Source organism: Microbacterium sp. NPDC096154, assembly GCF_040302945.1.
Classification (GTDB): Bacteria; Actinomycetota; Actinomycetes; order Actinomycetales; family Microbacteriaceae; genus Microbacterium.
The window spans coordinates 229,400-246,818 of record NZ_JBEOSM010000001.1 but is presented as its reverse complement, the minus strand read 5'-3'; the positions used below and the strand labels follow the sequence as shown (position 1 = coordinate 246,818).

The window sequence follows — 17,419 nt, the reverse complement described above, 5'->3', positions numbered from 1 at the left end:
GATCTGGTGGTTCCGCTGAGACGTCGACTCCCCTCGACCCGCCATGACTCGTCGACGCCCGATGGGGCGGTCGTTTGTTCTGCTGAGCGGATAAGTGACACACGGAGTGCGGACCACGGAAGTCTGTGTCTCGTCCCCAGGTGCAGTGGCCCTCTGATCCGTCCACGTGGCGGTGATCGCGCACTCCTGACCAGCGTCGACTTCGTAGCGTTGGCCGATGTCGAACGGCGAGCAGCTGCGTGTGGGCGCCGCCCCACGCGATCTGCGCTTGGTCTGGGTCGGAGCGGCGGGCTGGTGCGCGGCGATGCTGAGTGTGCTCGTGCCGGCCATCGCAGTCGGTGTAGCCGCTGGTGCTGCAGTACTCATGGGGATCGGGCTCGCAGGATGGCGTGGGGTCGTCTGGCGGGAGACCTGCGCGATCGCGGTGGTCGCTTGTGCGGCGGCAGGGGCTGTGGCCGGGCACGTGGCGCTCGCGCAGCCGGGGCGCGTCGCGGTGGCGGAGTTCGCTGCGGGCGGCGGGAGGGCGGTCGAGCTCGAGCTGTCGGTGACGTCGAAGGTCGAGCGGCGCGGGGAGGCGCTGTGGTTCGACGCCGAGGCATCCGCCGTGCGGCGCGGCGAGGAGACGCTGCACGGCGTTGTGCCGGTGACGGTGAGCGTGCCCGCGGAGGCGATAACGGGGCAGCGGCTAGATCTGGGCTCCGTCGCAACCGCACGCGGCAGCGCGGAGGCCAGTGACGCGGGTGACCGGGCGGTGTTCATGGTGTTCGCGCGCGATCTGGAGGTGGCCACGGCCCCGCCGGCGCTGCTGGGCGTGGCCGCCGGCCTCCGTGACGCGCTCGTCGAGCGCGCATCGACGCTCCCCGCACCCGGATCGATGCTGCTTCCGGGGCTCGCGGTGGGGGACACACGAGCGGTGTCCGAAGACCTCGATGCGGCCATGAAAGCGACCTCCCTTTCACATCTGACCGCGGTCTCCGGCGCGAACTGCGCGCTCGTGGTAGGGCTGGCGTTCGGCGCGGCGGCTCTGGCGGGCGCGACCCGCGCCGTACGGATCGTCGTCGCCGTGACCGCCCTCACCGGCTTCGTGATCCTGGTCACGCCCGAACCGAGCGTCGTGCGCGCCGCCACGATGGCCGCCATCGCCCTGTTCGCGCTCGCGCTCGGGCGCACCGGTGCGGGGATCTCGGTGCTGTCGCTCGCCGTGACTGCGCTGCTCGTCGCCGACCCCTGGCTGGCAACCAGCTACGGCTTCGTTCTGTCGGTCGTCGCGACCGGTTCTCTGCTGCTGCTCGCCGGTCCGCTCGCGCGCGGCCTGACCCGATGGTTGCCGACGCCCGTCGCGCTCGCCCTGAGCGTGCCGTTGGCGGCGCAGCTCGCCTGCGGTCCGGTGCTCGTGCTCCTGGCACCGGAAGTGCCTCTGTACGGAGTGGTGGCGAACCTGCTGGCGGGCCCGGCCGCACCGGTGGTCACGCTCGTGGGGCTGGCGGCGTGCCTTGCCGCGCCGCTGCCCGTACTGGCCGACGGGCTCGCGGCCGTGGCGTGGCTGCCGTCGGCGTGGATCGCGGCGACCGCTCAGACGCTCTCGGCGCTGCCCGGGGCGGGCATGGAATGGGTGCCGGGACCCTGGGGCGGCGTGTTGCTCGCGATCGTCGGCACCGCCGCCGGGGTGATGGTGCTGCGAGCGGGAAGATCCGCGCCGGCGGATCGCCGGCTGCGCACAGCGGCGGCGTGCGTGCTGGCCGTGGCGGTGGGAGTCGCGGCGGGCGTGAGCGCGCTGAGCGGCGTGGCCGGCCCGCTCACGGCACCGCGCGACTGGGCGATCGCCGCATGCGATGTGGGGCAGGGGGACGCGCTTGTGCTGCGGTCTGCGGGATCCGTCGCTGTGGTCGACACGGGCCCCGATCCGGAGGCGCTGGCGTCGTGCCTGGCGCGCATCGGCATCGACCGGGTCGACCTGCTCGTGCTCACCCACTTCGACCTAGACCACGCGGGCGGTGTGGCCGCGCTGCGCGACCGCGTGGGCACGGTCCTGCACGGTCCCGCCGGACGCGAGGATGAGCCCGCGCTCAATGCGCTCGGCAGGGCACGACGGGTGCCCGCCACGGCGGGGCTGACCGGGTCGCTGGGCGCCGCCCGCTGGAGCGTGCTGTGGCCGCGCGCCGAGTCGCGGGCCTTCCCGAGCGGCAATGACGCGAGCGTCGTACTGGACGTCGCAGGGCCCGACCTGCCGCGCACGGTGCTGCTCGGCGACCTCTCCGCTGCGTCCCAGGCCGCGCTGCTCGGCACCGGTCGCGTCGCGGGCCCTGTCTCGGTCGTGAAAGTCGCCCATCACGGTAGCGCCGACCAGCTGCCCGCGCTGTACCAGGAGCTCCGGCCATCCGCAGCGATCATCTCGGTGGGCGTCGACAACGACTACGGTCATCCCCGCGACGAGATCCTGCGCACGCTGCGAGGTCTCGGCGCGACGATCGCGCGTACCGACCGGTCGGGGCTCGTCCTGTTGTCGCCGCGTCCAGACGGGCTCCAAATCTGGCACGAACGCGCGCCCTGACCGGAGTCCGCCTGAGCGGTGTCGGACGCCGCCGGTAGGCTGGCCGTATGGCCCCCGCACCCGGTTCGAAGTCCACCGCACGGGCGCCCAAGTCTTCGATCCCGCAGCTGTCGTGGCGCAGTCCGCGTCCCGCTCCCGTCGTGCTGGTGTCGGGGCCCGAGGAGATCTGCGCCGAGCGCGCGATCGCCGGCGTGCGCGACTACCTGAAGGCGGAGGATCCGGCGGTCGAGATCAGCGATATCCGGGCCGATGACTACACCGCCGGCACGCTGCTCGCGGTGTCGGCGCCGTCGCTGTTCGGCGAACCCCGCCTGGTGCGGGTGTCCGGGGTGGAGAAGTGCAGCGATGCGTTCCTTGCCGAAGCGCTCGCGTACATCGAGCACCCCCAGGAGGGGGCGACCCTCGTGTTGCGCCACACCGGCGCCAGCGTGCGGGGCAAGAAGCTGCTCGATGCGATCCGCGCCGGCGTCGGCAGGGGAGCGGAGGTGGCCTGCCCGGCGATCAAGCGCGACGCCGACCGCCACGACTTCGCCGCCGGCGAATTCAAGGCGGCTGGGCGCCGCATCGCGCCACGCGCGCTGCAGTCTCTGCTGCAGGCGTTCACCGACGACCTCACCGAGCTCGCGGCGGCCTGCCAGCAGCTCATCTCTGACGTCGACGGCGACATCACCGAAGACATCGTCGCGCGGTACTACGGCGGACGGGTGGAGACCAACGCGTTCGCGGTCGCCGACACGGCCATCGCGGGGCGCTACGGCGAGGCGCTCGTGGGCCTGCGCCATGCCCTGGCATCCGGCGCCGACCCGGTGCCGATCGTCGCGGCCTTCGCCATGAAGCTGCGCACGATGGCGAAGGTGGCCGGCTCGCGCGAGCCCGCGCGCGCCCTCGCGTCGCGCCTGGGAATGAAGGACTGGCAGGTCGACCGCGCCCGCCGCGACCTCCAGGCGGGCTGGACGCAGTCGAGTCTCGGTCTCGCCATCCAGGCGGCGGCGCGGGCCGATGCCGAGGTCAAGGGCGCCTCTCGAGACCCCGTGTTCGCGCTCGAGCGCATGATCGCCGTCATCGCGACCCGCCGCCCCTTCGGGGAGTAGGGCAAGCCTCACGCCGCGTCGTCGACACCTCATCGCCGGCGCCTCGTCTCGTCGTCGATACCTCGTCGTCGACGCCGAGCTGCCGAGACCAGGCAGACGAAAAGGCCCGCCCCTGACGGGACGGGCCTTCATCGTTCAGGTCGGGTCAGAGACCGGCGACCTTCGACGCGAGAGCCGACTTGCGGTTCGCGGCCTGGTTCTTGTGGATGACGCCCTTGCTGGCGGCCTTGTCGAGCTTCTTGGCGGCCTTGCCGAAGGCGGCGACGGCGGCGGCCTTGTCGCCGGCGGCGATGGCCTCGCGCGTGCGGCGGACGACCGACTTCAGCTCGCTCTTGACGGCCTTGTTGCGCTCGCGGGCCTTCTCGTTGGTCTTGATGCGCTTGATCTGCGACTTGATGTTTGCCACGTGTCAGAGGACTTTCGTTCAGAGGTTGTTCGGACGATGTCGATTGACAAGAGAGGGGTGTCGCACGACGGGTGTGGGTTGGCCCCACACGCAAGCCAAGGACCGAGTCTAGCAGGTCAGCCCCTGACTCCCGGCCGATCCCGCGCGTCGATCGTCGCGATCGCGAGGTCCAGCACGGCGTTGAAGACGGCGGGGCGCATCGCGGTCACCAGGTGGGTCGTGCGGGGCACCAGGACGAACTCCGCATGTGGCACGAGGCGCAGGAACAGCCGCTCGTGCAGGCGCAGCTGATCCCATTGCCCGTTGACGAACCAGGTGGGAACGTCGATCCGCTTGAGCGCGGCCATCAGGTCCAGCACCGACAGGCTCCGGAGGGCGACGTCCTGCGCCAGGAACGCGTAGCCCCCGGCCGCGAAGTCGGCGCGCGTCTCGGCCGGCAGCGTGGCGTGCAGCATCGCGTCGGTGAAGAACCGGCCGCGGCCCGGCAGCGCGTTGAACCCGGCCATCAGCGCGCGGTAGGCCCGCAGCCCGACGCCCCGCGGAATGGTGGTGCTTCCGGCGGCGACGAAGCCCGCGACGGGTGGCCCGTCCTCGGCCCCCACGTACTCCGTGGCGATGAGCCCGCCCATCGAATGTCCGACCAGCAGCACCGGCCCACGGCACGCCGCTTCCCGGACGGCATGGTCGATCGTCTGGAAGGCCCCGTCGAGGGTGAACGTCTCATCGATGCGTGTGCCGTGACCGGGCAGATCGAGGGCCGTCACCGGGATGTCCCGCTCCTCGAGATGGGCGACCTGCGCACGCCACATGGTGGCGGAGGTCCGGATCCCGTGCACCAGCACGACCTGCACCGTCATGCCTTCACCCTAGAAGGCGCCGCCAAGACCGCTCTGAGGCCGGCGGACGGACCGCCGGCCCCAGAGCACACGACGCGCCGGCGCTCAGGACGCGTCGAGCAGCGCGCGCCGCGCCTCACGGCGCTCGCGCTGCTCGACGGGATCGGGCACGGGGGCGGCAGCGAGCAGCCGCTTGGTGTATTCGTGCTCAGGATGGTGCAGCACGCTCGTCGCGCGGCCCTGCTCCACCGCACGCCCGCTCTGCATCACCACGACGTTGTCCGACAGCATGTCGACCACCGCCAGATCGTGGCTCACCAGCATGCACGCGAACTCGTACTCGCTCTGCAGCTCGCGGATCATGTCGAGCACCGCAGCCTGCACCGAGACGTCGAGCGCCGAGGTCGGCTCATCCGCGATCAGCAGCTCCGGACGCAGCATGAGCGCCCGTGCGAGCGACACGCGCTGCCGCTGCCCGCCCGACAGCTCGTGGGGGTAGCGGTTGATCACGTCGCGCGGCAGGCGCACGGCATCGAGCAGCTCCTCGGCGCGCGCCATCCGCTCCTTCCGCGAGCCCACGCGATGGATGACCATGGGCTCGATCAGGCAGTCGCCGATCGGGAAACGGGGGTTGAGCGACGCGGCCGGGTCCTGGAAGACCACGCCGATGCGCCGCCGCACCTCCTTCGCGCGTCGGCCCCGCAGGGAAGCGAGCTCCACGCCGTGGACCTTGAGCGAGCCGCCCGCCACGGGCAGGAGCCCGAGCACCGCCTTCGCGATCGTCGACTTTCCCGAGCCGGACTCGCCCACGATGCCCAGCACCTGATTGCGTGCGAGCTCGAACGAGACGCCCTCGACCGCGCGGAACGTCTTGCCGCGCATGGTGTACTCGAGCACCAGGTCGTGCGCCTCGAGCACCGGCGCGCTCTCGTGGATCTCGCTCGGCGCGTGGCCGTGCGCGAGATCCACCTGCGTCAGGCGCGGCACCGCGTCGAGCAGCTTGACCGTGTACGGGTGCTGGGGGCGCGTCAGCACATCCTGCACCGTGCCCGTCTCCACCAGCCGGCCGCGGAACATCACGGCCACGCGGTCGGCGAGGTCGGCGACGACGCCCATGTTGTGCGTGATCAGCAGGATGCCGGCATCGAGCTCGTCCTTCAGGCGCCGCAGCAGATCGAGGATCTCGGCCTGCACCGTCACGTCGAGTGCGGTGGTCGGTTCGTCGGCGATGATCACCTTCGGATCGCAGGCGATGGCCATCGCGATGACGATGCGCTGGCGCTGGCCGCCCGAGAACTGGTGCGGATACTGCTTGATGCGCGTCTCCGGGTCGGGGATGCCGACCAGGCGCAGCATCTCGAGGGCGCGGTCGCGTGCCTCCTGACCGTACGCGATGTCGTGCAGCTCGTAGATCTCCGTGAGCTGACGCTCGATGGTCAGCACGGGATTGAGCGCCGTCATCGGCTCCTGGAAGATCATGGCGACCTCGGTCGCGCGCATGCCGCGCATCCGCTCGGCAGGCAGGCCCACGACGTCGACATCGCCGACATGCGCCGATCCGGTGACCTCGGCGTTGTCCGGAAGCAGCCCCATCGCCGCCATCGACGTCACCGACTTGCCGGAGCCGGACTCGCCGACCAGAGCGACGACCTCACCCGGGCGCACCGACAGCGAGATCCCCCGCACCGCGTCCACGACGCCTGACTCCGTGCCGAAGCGCACCTTCAGGTCGGTGAAGCTCAGCGCCGTCTTGGCATCCTCTACCAGGGTCATGAGTTCCTCCCGGCGAGCCCGAAGCGGCGCGCCTTGCGTGTCTTGCGGCCCTGACGCGGGTCGAATGCGTCGCGCAGGCCGTCGCCGATGAAGTTCCAGGCCAGCGTGATCGCGAGGATGATCATGCCGGGCCACCAGAACAGCCACGGGCGGTTCGTGAAGGCGCCCTGGTACTGGGCGATGAGCAGGCCGAGCGACGACTCCGGCGGCTTGACGCCGAAGCCCAGGTAGCTGAGCGAGCTCTCGAGCAGGATGGCGCCTGCGATCGCGAACGTCGCGTTGACGACGATGACGCCGATCGTGTTCGGCAGCAGGTGCTGGAAGATGATGCGCCCGGGGTTGGCACCCATCGACTGCGCGGCCGAGACGAACTCGCGCTCGCGCAGGGACAGGACCTCGCCCCGCACGAGGCGGGCCAGTCCGGTCCACGTCACGAGGCCGACCAGAAGCGCCAGCGGCACGACCGAGCCTCCCAGGTTGCCCGCCATCTTGCCGAGCACGGCGGCGAGCACCAGCAGCGGGATGACGATCACGACATCCGTGATGCGCATCAGCACCGAGTCGACCCACCCGCGGAAGTAGCCCGAGACGGCGCCGATCACCGAGCCGATGAAGGTCGACACGATGCCGACGATGAGGCCGATCGTGAGCGAGCGCTGCGTGCCGATCATCACGAGCGCGAAGTAGTCCTTGCCCGTGCTGTCCTGTCCGAACGGGTTCTCGCCCCAGTGGATGCCCTCGCCGCCCAGCCACGTCGGGATCAGGCTGAGCGTGGGGCGTCCGCCGTCGATCACCGCGCCGGCGGCGAGGTAGCTCTTGCCCCACCAGCCCGGGATGCCGGCGAAGCCCACTGAGCTGAAGGCGACCACCGTGATGAGCGCCAGCACGATCAGCGAGATCATGGCGGCCTTGTGCCGCACGAAGCGGCGCACCACCAGCTGTCCCTGCGAGAGCGGCTTCGCCTGCTTCGTCAGGAGAGCGGCGTCCTCCGCCTCTGCGAGCGACAGGATCTCCGTCGTGTCCATGGTCGGTTCCGTCGTGCTCATACCCTGATCCTCGGATCCAGAATTGCGTAGAAGATGTCGGCCAGCAGGTTGAACAGGATGGCCGACGTGCCGGTCACCAGGAAGAAGGCCATCACGGGCGCAGGATCCACGTGGTCCAGTCCCGTGGCGAACAGCTCGCCCATGCCCTTCCAGCCGAACACCCGCTCGGTGATGACCGCGCCGCCGATGAGGGCGGCGAAGTCGAAGGCCGCGATCGTGGTGATCGGGATGAGCGCGTTGCGGAACGCGTGGCGGAAGATCACGACCCGCTCGGGCGCGCCCTTGGCGCGGGCCGTGCGGATGTAGTCCTGACGATTCACCTCGAGCATCGACGCGCGCGTGTAGCGGCTGTAGGACGCCAGCGCGACGAGCGTGAGCAGCAGCGTGGGCAGCAGCAGCTGCGTCGCGTGGTCCATGAACGTCTCCCAGAAGCCGCCGGTGAAGTTCGGGGTGTGAGAGCCGATCGTGGAGATCGGTCGCGGCTTCAGGTCGAGGAACTCCGGCCAGTTGCGGAACAGGTGGTCCAGCACGGTCAGCGCCGCGCCGACCACGCCGGTCGTGACGCTGACGCCGGCGGCGATGCCGCCGTACCGTCCGCCGAGCCGGCGGCCGAGGAACCACGGCACAGCCACCGCGAGAGCGAGGCCGCCGAGCAGGATCCACCAGCTCATGTAGTAGATGAAGACGTTGATGAGCACGATCTGCATCACGCTCACGAGGGCGGCGGTGATGAGCGCCGGGATCAGCACCTTTCGGTTGCGAACGCCGACCGACAGCGCCGTCGCGCTGAGCGCGACTCCGAACGTGAGCACGGCCACCCCGAGCCAGCCGAGCTGCGGGGCGCGGAAGAAGTCGAGCGCCGACAGCGCCGGCAGCGCCACGGTGAAGAAGGCGGCGGTCACGCCGAAGGTGATGGCGCGGCGCTTCCACGAGCCGGCGAGCATCACCTGCATGAGGAATCCCGCCACGAGGGCGATCAGCACGACTTCCAGCGGCGTGAATCCCGGGTCCCTCAGCCAGTCGTTGAATCCGATGGCGAGGTACTCCTTCAGGAGCACGGCTGCCCAGAACACCGGCAGCGAGAAGAACAGGAAGGTCAGGAAGGTGACCGAGTAGTCGAGGCCCGAGTACTGACGCACGGCGGTGAGCACGCCGATCGCGATGCCGACCACGAGCGCCAGCACGGTCGCGAGGAACACGAGGCGGAGGGTCGACGACGCTGCGAGCGACAGCAGGCTGGTGACCTCGACGCCGTTGACGTTGCGGCCCAGGTCGCACTGCCCGATGACGCACTTCGCCGCGCCGCCCAGCCAGGTGAAGTAGCGCTCGTACCAGGGGAGGTCGAGGTTGAGGTAGTCGATGCGCTGCTGCATCAGCAGCTCGCGGTTCTCGGCATTGCTCTCGCGCAGATCCTTGAGCGGATCGCCCGAGTTGATGACGAGCACGTAGATCAACGCGGAGGCGCCGAGCAGGATGCCGACCGCGGCGGCGACCCTGCGGAGGATGAATCGAAGCACGGGGATCTCTCTTGTGAGTCGTGACTGGAAGTCGTGACTGGTGTCGTGACCGGCACGGGTGTGGGCCCGGCTCCCGAGGAGCCGGGCCCACGGTCACGCGATCGCGATCACTCGGCGCGGTGCCAGGTGGACGCGTTCCAGGAGATGCCGCTCTGGGTCGTGGTGTGCTCCACGCCCTCGATGTCCGACGCGGAGGCGTCGATGCCGGGGTGCGCGAAGACCGGGATGCCGTACAGGTCGTCCCACAGGAGCTTCTCGATGACCTTCGTCTGCTCGAGGTGCACCTCGGTGTCGAGCGTCGTCACGAGCTTCTGCCACGCCGCGTCGACCTCGGCGTTCGAGTACTGGCCGTAGTTCTGCGGCTTGCCCGTGGCGTAGATGTTCTGGCCCGAGGTGATCTGGCCCGAACCGGCCCAGGCGAACAGCGCGACCTCGTAGTCGCCGCGCTCCTGCGTGCCGCCCGGCGCGAAGAAGTCCTCGTTGCCGGCGTCGACGATTGTGAAGCCGGCCTGGTCGCACGACGACTTGATCATGGCGACCTCGTCGGCGCGGCGCGGGTTCGGAGCCGAGTAGCCGATGCGCACCTCGGTGCCGGTCGCGCCCTCGGCCTCGACGATCGCCTTGGCGCCCTCGATGTCGACCTCGTCGTACCGACCGTCGTACGAGGCCTCGACGACCTCGTCATACGTGTCCTGGAACGGGAACACCTCGCGGGCGTTCATGACCTCGGCCTCGGGATAGATCGGCTTGATGAGGTTCTCAACGATCTGCGCGCGCGGCACGCACATCGCGAAGGCCTTGCGCAGCTCCAGGTTGTCGGCGAAGAGCGAGCCCTCGACGAAGTTGAAGTCGAGGTGCTCCCACGTCAGCGTCGCGCCGTCGTGGATCGTCACGGCGTCGCCCAGTTCCTCGAGCTGGCTCACGGTGTCGACCGTCGGCTGCGGGGCGATCACGTCGAGGTCGCCGTTGTCGAGCGCCTGCACCATCGCGTCCTGCTCGACGAAGCGGAACACGAGCTCGTCGTTGGCGGGCGCCCACTTGTCGCCGTAGTACTCCTCGTTGGCCTTCAGCGTGATCGACTGGCCGGGCTCCCACGAGGACAGCACGTAGGGGCCTGACGACGGGATGAGCGCCTCCTCCGGAAGCGTGCCCGGCTCGGTCATCCAGCCGGTGTTCCAGAACTCGGCGGCCGGGGCGAGCGCCTCGGCGTCACCGCTGCGGATCGCCTCGACGAAGGCCTCGAGCTCCATTCCGGCCTGCTCGGCCACCACGTGCGCGGGGTCGAGCATCCAGGTCTGGATCTGCCAGTCGGGGTCCGGGTCGGTGAACTCGACCGTGAAGGTCTTGCCGTCCCAGTCGCCCTGCGGGCCCTCGGGCACGGTATTGCCGAGGTCCTGCGAGACCGAGTTGAACAGGGGAGCGTCGCCCGAGGAGAGATTGGGGTTCTGAACAGCCCACGCGAACACCGCGTCCGCGACCGTGATGGGCGTGCCATCCGACCACTTGGCGTCGTCGCTGATGGTGTACTCGATCACCATCGGGTCCTCCGACACGAGCTCGTACGAGCCGAGGTCGGGGTTCGGCTCCACCGTGCCGTCCGGGCCCATCGTGTAGAAGCCCATCTTGATCTGGTCGGTGATGGCCGAGTTGTAGGTGCTGTAGCTCTCGGGCGTGAAGCCGTTGTAGCTGATGAACTCGTTCGGGCCGACCGAGACGGCGATCGACTGGCTGACGTTCGAGGAGGTGTCGCCGCCGCCTTCCGTGGCCTCGGGCGGGGCGCAGGCGGTGAGGCCCGCGGCGACTGCTGCGATCGCCGCGAGGGCGATCCAGGTGCGCTTCTGACGCATTCGCTGATCCTGTTTCTGTTGGGGACTGGTGTGAGCTGGCCCGACATATCAGGCCGGCGCATGCGGAAGAGTCTGCGGGCTGAGCGTTTCCTGAGTGTTACGGGCGCGCAATTCGTTAGTGAATCGTGTCCAACTGCTGAGCAGATCGTGGCCAGCCGGTGTCCCCGAGGCATCGAGATGCACGGCGGGCCTCGCGCCGGGGGCACCGTAGAATCGAGGGAACATGTCACCCCGTGCCTCTACGCCGCTCGAGCCTGCCGCGACGCCCCCCGAGCGCATCCGCAACTTCTGCATCATCGCCCACATCGACCACGGCAAGTCCACGCTGGCCGACCGCATGCTGCAGATCACCGGCGTGGTCGCCGATCGCGACATGCGGGCGCAGTACCTCGATCGGATGGACATCGAGCGCGAGCGCGGCATCACGATCAAGTCCCAGGCCGTGCGCATGCCCTGGGAGGTCGACGGTGAGACCGTCGCGCTCAACATGATCGACACGCCGGGGCACGTCGACTTCACGTACGAGGTCTCCCGCTCTCTCGCGGCGTGCGAGGGGGCCATTTTGCTGGTCGACGCAGCGCAGGGCATCGAGGCGCAGACGCTCGCGAACCTCTACCTCGCTCTCGAGAACGACCTCACGATCATCCCGGTGCTCAACAAGATCGACCTGCCGGCGGCCGACCCCGAGCGCTTCGCCAGGGAGCTCGCCGACCTCATCGGCGGCGACCCCGACGACGTGCTGCGCGTGTCGGGCAAGACGGGGCAGGGCGTGGAGGAGCTGCTCGACCGCCTGGTGCGCGAGATCCCGGCCCCGAAGGGCGACGCGGATGCTCCGGCGCGCGCGATGATCTTCGACTCGGTGTACGACGCGTACCGCGGTGTGGTGACGTACGTGCGCATGATCGACGGGCGCCTGTCGCCGCGCGAGCGCATCCAGATGATGTCGACGCGGGCGACGCACGAGCTGCTCGAGATCGGCGTATCGGCCCCGGAGCCGGTGCCCTCCAAGGGTCTCGGCGTGGGCGAGGTGGGATACCTGATCACGGGCGTGAAGGACGTGCGGCAGTCGAAGGTCGGCGACACCGTCACCAACGCGCGCACGCCCGCGTCCGACGCGCTGCCGGGCTACGTCGACCCGAAGCCGATGGTGTACTCGGGCCTGTACCCGATCGACGCCAGCGATTATCCGGACCTCCGCGACGCGCTCGACAAGCTGAAGCTGTCGGACGCCTCGCTCGCCTACGAGCCGGAGACGTCGGTCGCACTCGGCTTCGGGTTCCGGTGCGGCTTCCTCGGCCTGCTCCACCTCGAGATCATCACCGAGCGGCTGGAGCGCGAGTTCGGGCTCGACCTGATCACCACGGCGCCGAGCGTGATCTACGAGGTCACGAGCGAGACCGGCGAGACCATCGTCGTGACGAACCCCAGCGAGTATCCCGACGGCAAGATCAACGCGGTGACCGAGCCGATCGTGAAGGCGTCGATCCTGGCGCCCAAGGACTACGTCGGCACGATCATGGACCTCTGCCAGAGCCGACGCGGCACCCTGCTGGGCATGGACTACCTGTCGGAGGAGCGCGTCGAGCTGAAGTACACGATGCCGCTCGGCGAGATCGTGTTCGACTTCTTCGATCAGCTCAAGAGCCGCACGCAGGGCTACGCGAGCCTCGACTACGAGCCCGCCGGACGCCAGGAGGCCGACCTCGTGAAGGTCGACATCCTGCTGCAGGGGGAGCGCGTCGACGCGTTCAGCGCGATCGTGCACCGTGAGAAGGCATATGCGTACGGCACGACGATGGCCGAGCGGCTGCGCAAGCTGATCCCTCGCCAGCAGTTCGAGGTGCCGATCCAGGCCGCGATCGGCGCGCGCATCATCGCGCGCGAGAACATCCGCGCGATCCGCAAGGACGTGCTGGCCAAGTGCTACGGCGGCGACATCACCCGCAAGCGCAAGCTGCTCGAGAAGCAGAAGGAAGGCAAGAAGCGGATGAAGACGATCGGCCGCGTCGAGGTGCCTCAGAACGCGTTCATCGCGGCGCTCTCGGGCGATGTGGAGACCAAGGGCAAGTAAGCCTCTCAGACTCAGGACGTAGGCTGGATCACATGCGTCGCGGCACCTTTCAGGACGAGACGGTCGACTACGCGGCCGTCGGCGCCACGCAGGCCCACGACCTGCTGCAGTACCCGCCGGAGCACAGCCTCCCCGCGGCTGAATCGTGGCGCATCGGCAGCGGCGAGGACCGCTTCCGCACGGCGGGCGAGTCGCTGCTCGCGTGGGGCGCGCTGAAGGGCGCCGGGCTGAAGGTCACCGACGTGCGGCCCGCCCCGGGCCCCGCCTACTCGGGCGTGAGCTTCGACGGCGACGGCAACGCGATCGCGCCGTCGCGCCTCGAGACCGACCAGAGGTACGACGCCGAGGGCACGCCCTACGCGGGCCCCGGCACGACGCTTCGGGTGCACGGCCGCATCGGCGGCATGCGCGCCGACGCCGAGCTGCGCGTGATCTTCGTCATCGAGGAGGCCCGGCGCATCGGCTTCGCGCTCGGCACGGTCGGCGGCTCGATGGTGAGCGGCGAGGAGTCGTTCATGGTCGAGTGGCGCGACAACGACGAGGTGTGGTTCACGGTCAAGGCGTTCGACCGGCCCGTCGGACTCTTCTATCGGATGTTCCGCGGCTTCGTGCGCCGTCGCCGCAGGGCGCTGTTCGCGGGCTACCTGCGCGCCATCTCGCCGCTGTTCGCGACGCCCGGATCCTGATGGGCCTTCCCTGATGGCCGGCGCGCTGCCCCTCGGCGACCCGGCCCCGGCCGACGGCCGCCTGCCCGACGACGTCCGGATCGATCCGGAGCTCGACTTCGGCGTGTATCTGCACGTGCCGTTCTGCCGGGTGCGGTGCGGATACTGCGACTTCAACACCTACACATCGGGCGAGCTGCGCGGCGCGCGCCAGGACGAGTACGCCGACACGCTGCTGCGCGAGGTGCGGCTCGGCAGAGACGTGCTGGCCGATGCGGGGCCGCTGCGGGCAGCGCGCACCGTCTTCTTCGGCGGCGGCACGCCGACCCTGCTCCCGGCCGGCGACCTGGGGCGCATGCTCGACGGCGTGCGCGACGCGTTCGGCATCGCCGACGGCGCCGAGGTCACGGTCGAGGCGAACCCCGACACCGTGACGCCCGAGGTGGTGCGAGAGCTCGCCGCCGCGGGAGTGAACCGCATGTCGATCGGCATGCAGTCGGCCGTGCCGCACGTGCTCGCGGCGCTCGATCGCACCCACTCACCGGCGAATGTGCGCACGGCCGTGGACGCCGCGCGCGAGGCGGGACTCGACGTGAGCGTCGACCTGATCTACGGAGCGCCGGGGGAGACGCTGGCCGACTGGGAGGCGTCGCTCGACGCCGCGCTCGCGCTGCGGCCCGACCACCTGTCGGCCTACGCGCTGATCATCGAGGACGGCACGAAGCTCGCCCGACAGATCAAGCGCGGTGAGGTGCCCGCTCCGGACGACGACCTGCAGGCCGACATGTACGAGCTGGCCGACGCCACGCTCGCCGCCGCCGGCTTCGACTGGTACGAGGTCAGCAACTGGGCCCGGGGCGACGAGCACCGCTCGCGTCACAACCTCGCGTACTGGCGCGGGTCGGACTGGTGGGGCTTCGGTCCCGGCGCGCACAGTCACGTCGGCGGCCTGCGCTGGTGGAACGTGAAGCACCCCGCGGCGTACGCGCAGCGCCTCGCCCTGGGCACGTCGCCTGCAGCGGGCCGCGAGACCCCCGATGCCGAGGCGCGCGGCCTGGAGCGCGTGCTGCTGGAGAGCCGCATCCGGGAGGGACTGTCTGTCGACGCGCTGCCCTCCGGCGCGCGTCGGGCGGTCGCCGGGCTCGTCGCCGACGGCATGGTCGAGGGTGCCGCGGCCGTGCGCGGGCGCGTGGTGCTCACGCTGAAGGGTCGCCTCCTGGCGGACGCGGTGGTGCGGGCCCTCACAGAGTGACCGGGCGGCGCACGCGGCGCGCGGAGAGCGCGGAGAGCGCGGCGAGCTGGGCGATATCCGCCCCGATCGCCGCTAGAATTGGCACTCAGCGGATACGAGTGCCAGGCGGTGCGGATTTCTGACGGAGGTGTGCGGATGGTCACGGAACGTGGACTCAAGGTCCTCCGCGCGATCGTGCAGGACTACGTCGACACCCACGAGCCGGTGGGCAGCAAGTCGATCGTCGAACGGCACGCCTTCGGGGTGTCGGCCGCGACGATCCGCAACGACATGGCGCTGCTGGAGGATGAGGAGCTCATCACGGCGCCCCACACGTCGTCGGGACGCGTTCCCACCGACAAGGGCTACCGCGTGTTCGTCGATCATCTGGCGGAGCTGCGCCCCCTGTCGCCGGCGCAGCGCTCCGCGATCTCGACCTTCCTGGCCGACCCGGCGGATCTCGATGACCTGCTCGCGCGCACCGTTCGCCTGCTGACGCAGCTCACCGGGCAGGTCGCGCTGGTGCAGTACCCGTCGTTCGCCTCGGCGAACGTGACCCATGTCGAGCTCGTCCGGCTCGACCACATCCGGATGCTGGTGATCATCGTGACCGACACGGGGCGGGTCTCCCAGCGGCTCACCGCCGTGCCGCAGGGCGTCGAGGAGGACGACGTGCCTGTGCTGCGGGCCCAGCTGGCGGCGCTCGTGACCGGACGCTCGGTGCGATCGGGGTCGGAGCGGATCGAGGCGCTGCACGCGTCGGCCCCCGCCGAGCGCGCCCGGATCGACGACGCCCTGCTCGCCCTGGCGGCCGTCGTGGGCGAAGAGCTCGACGAGTTCCGGCAGGATCGCCTGGTCATGGCCGGTGCCGCGACGCTCGCCAAGCGGGAGCACGACTTCCGCGGCAGCATCCATCCGCTTCTCGAGGCGATCGAGGAGCAGGTCACGCTGCTGCGGCTGATGTCGGAGATGGCGGCCGACGATCAAGGCTTGTCGGCCAGCATCGGACGCGAGAACGAGGCGTTCGGCCTGACGGAGGCGTCGATCATCGCGAGCGACTACGACGCGGCCATCGGCCGCGCGCGCATCGGCCTGATGGGGCCGACGCGCATGGACTACCCCAGCAACCTCTCGGCAGCCCGCGCCGTGGCGCGGTATCTGAGCCGGTTGCTGGACGAGGACGAGAACCGCCGCTAGGCGGAGAGCGATCGAACATCCGGATGCGCTCGGGGCGACGGCCCCGGGCGCTCCACTGAGAGGCGAGTGTGGCTGACCACTACGAGGTGCTCGGGGTGTCGCGTGAGGCGACGACCGACGAGATCAAGAAGGCGTATCGCAAGCTGGCCCGTCAGCTGCATCCCGACGTCAACCCCAGCGACGACGCGGCCGAGCAGTTCAAGCTCGTCACGCACGCGTATGAGGTGCTGAGCGACGACGAGAAGCGTCGCCGCTACGACATGGGCGGCGATGAGAGCCCGTTCGGCGGCGCGGGCGGCTTCGGCGGCTTCAGCGACATCTTCGAGACGTTCTTCGGGGCCAGCGCCGGCGGTGCCCGTGCGGGTCGCCCGCGATCGCGTCGCGAGCGCGGACAGGATGCCCTCGTGCGGGTGTCGCTTGAGCTGGGCGACGTCGTGTTCGGAGCGCACCGCGACATCGAGGTCGACACCGCCGTGCTGTGCGAGACGTGCCAGGGATCGTGCTGCCAGCCCGGTACCAGCCCCGAGCGCTGCGAGGTCTGCGGCGGCGCCGGCTTCGTGCAGCGCCAGGTGCGCAGCCTGCTGGGCAACGTCGTGACCCAGCAGCCGTGCGGCGTGTGCCAGGGCTACGGCACGACGATCCCGCATCCGTGTGCCACGTGCGGCGGCCAGGGCCGTGTGCGCTCGCGCCGCACCGTCTCGGTCGACATCCCCGCAGGCGTCGAGTCGGGCCTGCGGCTGCAGCTGCCCGGATCGGGCGAGGTGGGCCCGGCGGGCGGCCCCCACGGCGACCTCTACCTGGAGGTGCAGGTGGCGCCGCACCCGGTGTTCAGCCGCGACGGCGACGACCTGCTGGCGACGCTGGAGGTCTCGATGACCGATGCGATCCTGGGCACGCGCACGACGTTCGAGGCCCTCGACGGCCCGGTCGACATCGAGCTGCGTCCCGGCGTGCAGGGCGGCGAGGTGCTGACGATCGCCGATCGCGGCATCACCGGCCTGCGCTCGTCGAAGCGCGGCGACCTGCGCGTGGGCATCCACGTGGTGACCCCCACCCGCCTGGACGCCAAGGAGCGCGCGCTCGTCGAGGAGCTCGCCAAGCGGACCAAGGCACCGAAGCCGCGCCTGGCCGAGTTCCACCAGGGGCTGTTCTCGAAGCTGCGCGACAAGTTCCGGAACGGCTGAGTCC

General features: G+C 70.1%; 13 protein-coding genes. 7 read left to right on the top strand and 6 right to left on the bottom strand.

Features of this window, described 5'->3' with window-relative positions:
- Nucleotides 1–217 precede the first annotated feature (217 nt).
- Both ABTW64_RS01190 and holA read left to right on the top strand, forming a co-directional pair.
- Nucleotides 218–2,551 (top strand): ComEC/Rec2 family competence protein, encoded by a 2,334-nt coding sequence (locus ABTW64_RS01190; protein WP_350618327.1) that lies wholly within the window; start codon nucleotides 218–220, stop codon nucleotides 2,549–2,551.
- A gap of 47 nt (nucleotides 2,552–2,598) precedes the next feature.
- Entirely contained in the window at nucleotides 2,599–3,642 is a 1,044-nt protein-coding gene (holA, locus tag ABTW64_RS01185; RefSeq protein WP_350618325.1) for a DNA polymerase III subunit delta, read from the top strand.
- Between the two features lie 145 nt (nucleotides 3,643–3,787).
- Here holA and rpsT read toward each other — a convergent pair whose 3' ends face one another.
- The 6 genes from rpsT to ABTW64_RS01155 form a co-directional block, all read right to left on the bottom strand.
- The gene (rpsT, locus tag ABTW64_RS01180; RefSeq protein WP_350618323.1) at nucleotides 3,788–4,048 is read right to left on the bottom strand and encodes a 30S ribosomal protein S20; all 261 of its coding nucleotides are present in this window, start codon (nucleotides 4,046–4,048) and stop codon (nucleotides 3,788–3,790) included.
- 116 nt (nucleotides 4,049–4,164) lie between these two features.
- Nucleotides 4,165–4,905 (bottom strand): alpha/beta fold hydrolase, encoded by a 741-nt coding sequence (locus ABTW64_RS01175; RefSeq protein WP_350618321.1) that lies wholly within the window; start codon nucleotides 4,903–4,905, stop codon nucleotides 4,165–4,167.
- Between the two features lie 84 nt (nucleotides 4,906–4,989).
- Nucleotides 4,990–6,657 carry an ABC transporter ATP-binding protein gene (locus ABTW64_RS01170; RefSeq protein WP_350618319.1) on the bottom strand — a complete coding sequence of 556 codons (1,668 nt, stop codon included), beginning with the start codon at nucleotides 6,655–6,657 and terminating at the stop codon, nucleotides 4,990–4,992.
- A complete protein-coding gene (locus tag ABTW64_RS01165; protein ID WP_350618317.1) occupies nucleotides 6,654–7,703 on the bottom strand; it encodes an ABC transporter permease in 1,050 nt (349 codons plus the stop codon). Before ABTW64_RS01165 ends, ABTW64_RS01170 begins: the two co-directional genes overlap by 4 nt.
- Nucleotides 7,700–9,220 carry an ABC transporter permease gene (locus ABTW64_RS01160; protein ID WP_350618315.1) on the bottom strand — a complete coding sequence of 507 codons (1,521 nt, stop codon included), beginning with the start codon at nucleotides 9,218–9,220 and terminating at the stop codon, nucleotides 7,700–7,702. Before ABTW64_RS01160 ends, ABTW64_RS01165 begins: the two co-directional genes overlap by 4 nt.
- Nucleotides 9,221–9,327: 107 nt before the next feature.
- A complete protein-coding gene (locus ABTW64_RS01155; RefSeq protein ID WP_350618313.1) occupies nucleotides 9,328–11,067 on the bottom strand; it encodes an ABC transporter family substrate-binding protein in 1,740 nt (579 codons plus the stop codon).
- Between the two features lie 223 nt (nucleotides 11,068–11,290).
- On the opposite strand from ABTW64_RS01155, the gene lepA reads away from it, so the two are divergent.
- The 5 genes from lepA (at nucleotide 11,291) to dnaJ (ending at nucleotide 17,415) form a co-directional block, all read left to right on the top strand.
- Nucleotides 11,291–13,138, top strand: coding sequence for a translation elongation factor 4 (lepA, locus tag ABTW64_RS01150; RefSeq protein WP_350618311.1), 1,848 nt, complete (start codon nucleotides 11,291–11,293; stop codon nucleotides 13,136–13,138).
- A 32-nt stretch (nucleotides 13,139–13,170) separates the two neighbouring features.
- Nucleotides 13,171–13,824, top strand: a complete 654-nt coding sequence (locus ABTW64_RS01145; protein WP_350618309.1) for a DUF1990 domain-containing protein — start codon at nucleotides 13,171–13,173, stop codon at nucleotides 13,822–13,824.
- A gap of 13 nt (nucleotides 13,825–13,837) precedes the next feature.
- Nucleotides 13,838–15,055 (top strand): radical SAM family heme chaperone HemW, encoded by a 1,218-nt coding sequence (gene hemW, locus ABTW64_RS01140; protein WP_350618307.1) that lies wholly within the window; start codon nucleotides 13,838–13,840, stop codon nucleotides 15,053–15,055.
- Between the two features lie 135 nt (nucleotides 15,056–15,190).
- Nucleotides 15,191–16,231 (top strand): heat-inducible transcriptional repressor HrcA, encoded by a 1,041-nt coding sequence (gene hrcA / locus ABTW64_RS01135; protein WP_350618305.1) that lies wholly within the window; start codon nucleotides 15,191–15,193, stop codon nucleotides 16,229–16,231.
- Nucleotides 16,232–16,299: 68 nt separating this feature from the next.
- A complete protein-coding gene (dnaJ, locus tag ABTW64_RS01130; protein WP_350618303.1) occupies nucleotides 16,300–17,415 on the top strand; it encodes a molecular chaperone DnaJ in 1,116 nt (371 codons plus the stop codon).
- Nucleotides 17,416–17,419: the final 4 nt, after the last annotated feature.